Origin of the sequence: [Phormidium] sp. LEGE 05292, from assembly GCF_015207735.1 — a bacterium.
Classification (GTDB): Bacteria; Cyanobacteriota; Cyanobacteriia; order Cyanobacteriales; family Aerosakkonemataceae; genus Floridanema.
Map to the genome: position 1 here is coordinate 1 of NZ_JADEWG010000267.1, position 4,911 is coordinate 4,911.

Annotated in this window: 4 protein-coding genes; 3 read left to right on the forward strand and 1 reads right to left on the reverse strand. The window is 37.8% G+C overall.

Going from position 1 to position 4,911, the window contains the following annotated elements; translation table 11 throughout:
* The first annotated feature begins 175 nt into the window (after positions 1–175).
* On the forward strand, positions 176–2,263 hold the full coding sequence (locus IQ264_RS31570) for a CHAT domain-containing protein (protein ID WP_193986540.1): 2,088 nt from the start codon (positions 176–178) through the stop codon (positions 2,261–2,263).
* Here the strand turns inward: IQ264_RS31570 and IQ264_RS31575 are convergent.
* Positions 2,238–2,474, reverse strand: a complete 237-nt coding sequence (locus IQ264_RS31575) for a hypothetical protein (RefSeq protein ID WP_193986543.1) — start codon at positions 2,472–2,474, stop codon at positions 2,238–2,240. The two genes, IQ264_RS31570 and IQ264_RS31575, sit on opposite strands and share 26 nt — an antisense overlap.
* A gap of 150 nt (positions 2,475–2,624) precedes the next feature.
* Here IQ264_RS31575 and IQ264_RS31580 point away from each other — a divergent pair, with 150 nt between their 5' ends.
* Together IQ264_RS31580 and IQ264_RS31585 are read left to right on the forward strand one after the other, a co-directional pair.
* Complete coding sequence (locus IQ264_RS31580; protein ID WP_193986545.1) at positions 2,625–3,590, forward strand: competence protein CoiA family protein; 966 nt, start codon at positions 2,625–2,627, stop codon at positions 3,588–3,590.
* Positions 3,591–3,603: 13 nt separating this feature from the next.
* On the forward strand, positions 3,604–4,512 hold the full coding sequence (locus IQ264_RS31585) for an SAM-dependent methyltransferase (protein ID WP_228061960.1): 909 nt from the start codon (positions 3,604–3,606) through the stop codon (positions 4,510–4,512).
* Positions 4,513–4,911: the final 399 nt, after the last annotated feature.

The window sequence follows — 4,911 nt, forward strand, 5'->3', positions numbered from 1 at the left end:
TTCTGTTTCTTGACTTTCTTCTACTATAACTCCTGGTAGGTTTAGCAACTTAGTCAGTAATCTATTCTTCATCTCTTTGATGCTTAACACTTCCCTAATAATTTAGCACAGTAAGTACGGAAGAACCGATTTCTACCAGCAAGCACTGACAATTAATCAAACAATCGGTAAACTGGTGGATGCGGCAAATCTACACAATGACATTGGCGGAATCTATTACACTTTAGGTCAATATGACCAAGCTTTATCAGCCTACAAAAAAGGTTTAAAAATTATTCAACTACTGGGTGCGCGTCCGTCAGAAAGTGCTACTTTAAACAATATTGGATTAGTTTACGACCGCTTGGGTCAGTATACTCAAGCTTTAAATTTTTATCAGCAATCTTTAATTATTAAACAAGAAATTGGCGAGCGCGCTGGGGCAGCGAATACTCTGACTAATATCGGCATAGTTTATGATAGACAAGCTAACTATTCTCAAGCATTGGAATATTTGCAAAAATCTTTAGCTATTAGACAAAGTATCGGCGATCGCTCTGGCGAAGCAATTACTTTTAACAGTATAGCGGTAGTTTATCAAAATAATGGTCAATATCAAAAAGCCTGGGAGACTTATCAACGTGCCTTAGCTATTCAAAGAGAAATAGGCGATCGACCAGCCGAAAGATTAACTCTGAGTAACATTGCTTTCTTGCTAGAGAAACAAAATCAACCAGAACTAGCTATAGTCTTTTACAAACAATCAGTTAATATCACAGAATCCATTAGGGAAAACCTTAAACCATTATCACGCGAACAACAAGAATCTTATACTCAAACTGTTGCAGATACTTACCGTTCATTAGCTAATTTATTACTCTCACAAGGACGAATTTTAGAAGCTCAACAAACCTTAGAACTGCTGAAAGTTCAAGAATTGCGGGAGTTCACGGAAAATAGTAGAGCCGGAGGAGAAACCAATGGTAGTCAGTTAAACCCAACTGAAGAAAAAATTATCCAAACTTATGGCAGTTTAATTGCTTTTGGACAGCAAGTTGATGAATGCCAGAAAAATCGCTGTAGCCAACTGGGCGAACTATTAGATAAACGTGATGCTTTAACCCAACAATACAATCAAGCTGTGGAGAGTTTAGTAAAACAAATTCGCTCGCTTCAGACTCAAGATGAAGCCATCCTTAATCCCAAAGATTTAGGTCGTAAAGCTAGAGAAATTGTGGAAGCACAGCCAGGAACAGTACTGATTTATCCTTTGGTATTAAAAGAAAAAATCTGGCTATTATGGGCAGCCCCAGGTGGAATTGTTAAAAGCTTAGAAATTCCAGTCAAGCAAGAAGAATTGGGGAAAACTGTCTTAAAATTTCGCCTACTGCTGCAAACTCCTAATTCTAATATTGCCGAAGTTAAGGCTACGGGAAAACAACTTTACAATTGGTTAATTAAACCTCTAAAATCTGAACTGAAAACTAACCCAGTAAAAAATTTAGTCTTTTCCCTCGATCGCGTAACCCGCTACATTCCCATGAGTGCATTGTTTGACGGACAAAAATATTTAATAGAGAACTATACAATCTCTACTATATTGTCTGCCGAATTAACCGATGTGCGCGATCGTCTACCTGTTGGTAGAGAAAATATCTCAGTTTTAGCACTTGGTTTATCTGAGCCGATTTTAAATTTTAATCCTTTACCAAATGTGAAAGATGAAATCAGTAGAATCGTGCGGCAAAAAAACAATGATTCTCAAGGGATTTATCCCGGTCAGGCGTTTTTAAACCGAGAATTTAATTTTCGGACGCTGCGAGATAATTTGTTAGGTAAAAAGATTTTACATCTGGCTACTCATGGAGCATTTGTAGTCGGACACCCCAAGGATTCTTATTTGTTGCTAGGTACAGGTGAAAAATTAACAATTCCTGAGATTGAAACTTTGCAAGATTTGGTAGACGTTCATTTAGTGGTGTTATCAGCTTGCGAAAGCGCATTAGGTGGGCCAGATTCTGAGGGAGTAGAGATTGCCGGAATTAGTTATTATTTTCTCAGTCGTGGTGCCAAAGCTGTGATTGCTTCTTTATGGCAAGTTAGCGATCGCAGTACCAGCGAATTGATGCAAGAGTTTTACACTAATTTAGCCAAGGGAAAAAAGTCTGCGCCTATCTCAAAAACTGCGGCTCTACAGCAAGCACAACTTAGCCTTTTGTATCACAAAGGTTTTGTTCATCCTTATTACTGGGCACCGTTTATTTTAATTGGCAATAGTCTTTAATCCTACAATCAGTAGACCAAAAAGTTTTGCGCTCGCTCATCGTTACCCCATCAGTTTCCCGAATTCTCCAATTAGTTACCCCAATTGACAAAAGCAGCAATTCACCAGTTTCAAAGTCTGCCTCTTCCCAAAGTCCCATCAACAAAAGGCGGCGCAGTCGGCTGTAATCTACAGACTGATTAAATTCCTGTTCCTGATTCTCACTACTCATTTACTACCCGCAAAATTAAAGTTTAATTGTTAGTCAATCCCTGATTTCCCAAAACATTAAGAAAATATTAAACTAAAATTAGGGTGCTGTCTTAACTGAACAACACAAAACAGTAAAAGATTTGCTCACCTAAACAAAGGAACTCAACAGATGACATGGCTTAAATATGCAGTTGACTCTAACAATAGCTTAGTGGAAATTGCTGATGTCCCTAGCGGTAAATCTAAATTATTCTGCCCCTATTGTGCTGGTCAATTAATAGCCAGGAAAGGAAAACTTAAGCAACATCACTTCGCTCATGCCGAGGAAACTTGTTATCCAGTAGCGACAAAAAAGGAATTACCTACTTTACCACTGTACGACAATTTTCATATCAAATTATCAGGAACCACACTACAACTATTACAAAAACTCTGGCAATCTTTCGGGGTTTATGATTGGGGAATTCCTAATTTACCAGAACTGAAACCGTTAATTAAAGCCAAGGTACTACAGAAAAATGTTTACCTTCAACCACCAGCTTATGAGTTTACTTCATTAGGTAAAATTCCAATAGGTGCTTTACCATTGCATGAATTTAATCAAGTCCAAGAACCATTATTGTTAGCCAAATTAGCTGAACTTTCACGTCAAGCAGAATTAGCCAAGGTGATTAAATCGTTAAATTTAGCAGAAAGGTTAGTTGATTTGCGGTTATATCGTGCTCAGTTGGCTAGTATTTTATTACATAATTTGTACTATCTGCAAATTGAAGCCGATGGATTAATTTTGCATAAGATTGGAGTGACTAAGCGATCAATTACCCAACGAATACCCGAAATTGAAAGAGATTTACGTTGTCATTACCAGAATATTAAGGTTAGTTTACTGGGCTTGTGGTCACATCGGGGAAATGTTGAATTGTATTTTAAGCATCGGTATAAATCTTTTAATTATCGGATTGGTAGTTTAACTGAATACTATTTGTTTAGCGATATATCGATTGCTGATGCGGTGTTGGATGATTTGAATCAAATGCAACCAAAAGTGTTTAATCCAGAGGAAAAAAATATTTTGGCAGAAGCTAATATTTATCGACAACAACAGACAGAAACCGTTTTATTAGGTGTAAACTAGTTCCCATTAGTCAATGCCTTTAAATATGTTTTCAGACGATCGCACTCAAAAAGCTATATCACACACGGCACTAATTGTTGCCGCCAAAAGAGCAATTGAAAACCAGAGAAGCGATCGCTTATTTGAAGACCCTTTTGCAGCTCTCTTAGCAGCAGATGAAATTCCTATTTTGTTAGAAAGGTGGCAAAAAGTAGGCGATAATTTAGCTCAAATCACAGCCAAACGTACCCGATTTATTGCCGTGCGTACTCGCTTTTACGATGACTTTTTGATGTCGGCGCAATTGGGAGTATCACAGGTGGTAATTTTGGGTGCAGGTATGGATGCTAGAGCATTTCGCTTGCCTTGGCACAACGGAACTCGTGTTTATGAAATCGATCGCCCGGAAGTTTTGCAATATAAAGATTCAATTCTTCAAGATGTACCTGCTAAGTGTTTTCGCACTGTAATTAAGGCTGATTTAACAGATAATTGGGTTGATACTTTATTAAGTCAGGGATTTTGTGTTACTCATCCCTCTATTTGGTTATTGGAAGGGGTGTTAATGTATTTGCCCCAAATCGCTGTGTTTAAACTGTTGCAAAAAATTTCTGAGCTTAGTGTTGATGGTAGTTTTTTGGGCGCTGATTTTGTCAGTGTGAAGTCAGTTGAAGTTGGAGAAAAAGCTAGACAAAGTGATCGCGGACGAGTTTTACGACATTGGCAGTTTGGGTGCGATCGACCGGAAGATTTATTGCTCAACTATGGCTGGGATGCTACTGTCATTCAGCCAGGAGAAAATGGTGCTAATTTTGGGCGTTATAGTGAGCATCAACCATCACGAGATATCCCAGGTACAAGACAGGTTTTTTTAGTCACAGCTAAGAAAAATTCTCCGGTCATATTCAGACAAAACCATGAAATGAAAGTCTTCAGTCGTTAGCGTAGCCTGCACGTAGCGTGTATTGCTGCATGAATTACTAATGTCTACAACTTAATATTTTGCTCAATTCTAATTTTCACAACAATAGCACCCACACCAGACAAAAACGAGTAATTTCCTCTGTTAATTAATGCTAGTTGGAGAGACACTTAATAATTAAAACTCAGTTGTCTTACTCACCTGTTTCAGTTGAGGAAATATCAGTTTTCTAGTTGTTGAGTGCTGTTGTTAGTTAACACAATAGATATTAGACGAAACAGCTTTTTTCCTCCGGCTCTCCCGTACCTGTGGGGATAAGTAAATCTTATTTAAATAAACAAGCTAACAGCTTTTCTCGCAAAGATTCAAAGCTTTTAAAGCCATAGCTTTGTCGAATAATGAGCTTAATTCTATTATTAA